This window comes from Virgibacillus salarius (assembly GCF_039521925.1).
Taxonomy (GTDB): domain Bacteria; phylum Bacillota; class Bacilli; order Bacillales; family Amphibacillaceae; genus Virgibacillus; species Virgibacillus salarius.
The window spans coordinates 1-592 of record NZ_BAAACY010000178.1 but is presented as its reverse complement, the minus strand read 5'-3'; the positions used below and the strand labels follow the sequence as shown (position 1 = coordinate 592).

General features: G+C 42.2%; 1 protein-coding gene. It reads left to right on the top strand.

Annotation, left to right across the window (positions count from 1 at the left end; all coding sequences use genetic code 11):
• Positions 1-592: condensation domain-containing protein (locus ABDZ84_RS21380; protein ID WP_343782938.1), on the top strand; the 592-nt coding region annotated here is incomplete at both ends.

Below are 592 nucleotides of genomic sequence, written 5' to 3'. Positions count from 1 at the left end.
TGTATATGGTAGAACAACTTGAAAAAGGGACTGCTTATAATATGCCAATGGTGCTAGAGGTGGAAGGGCCACTTCACCTTGAAAGAGTCTGTCAGGCCTTTGAAAAATTAATTGCCAGACATGATTCTTTACGGACGCACTTTGAAGAGGTGAATGGCGAAATTGTTCAAAAAATTGCCTCGCATGTCGCCTTTGAAATGGAAACGAATCGCCCGACGGGCGAAACGATAGAGGATATAGTACAGAACTTTGTCAGACCGTTTCAGTTACAGGAAGCACCGTTATTCCGAGCGAAGCTCGTAGAGACAAAGAAAAAACGATATCTATTAGTCGATATGCATCATATTATAAGTGATGGGGTATCCATTCAGCTGTTGATGACAGAATTTATGGAATTGTATCAGGGAAATGATCTGGAGCCATTACGAATTCAATATAAGGATTTTGCTCATTGGCAAAATAGACAGCTTATGTTAGACACTGTGAAACATCAAGAAGCCTATTGGCTGCATCAATTTGCTGGAGAGATTCCAGTGCTGAACCTGCCGTATGATAGGAAGCGGCCACTGGTCCAAAGCTTTGAAGGGGATCG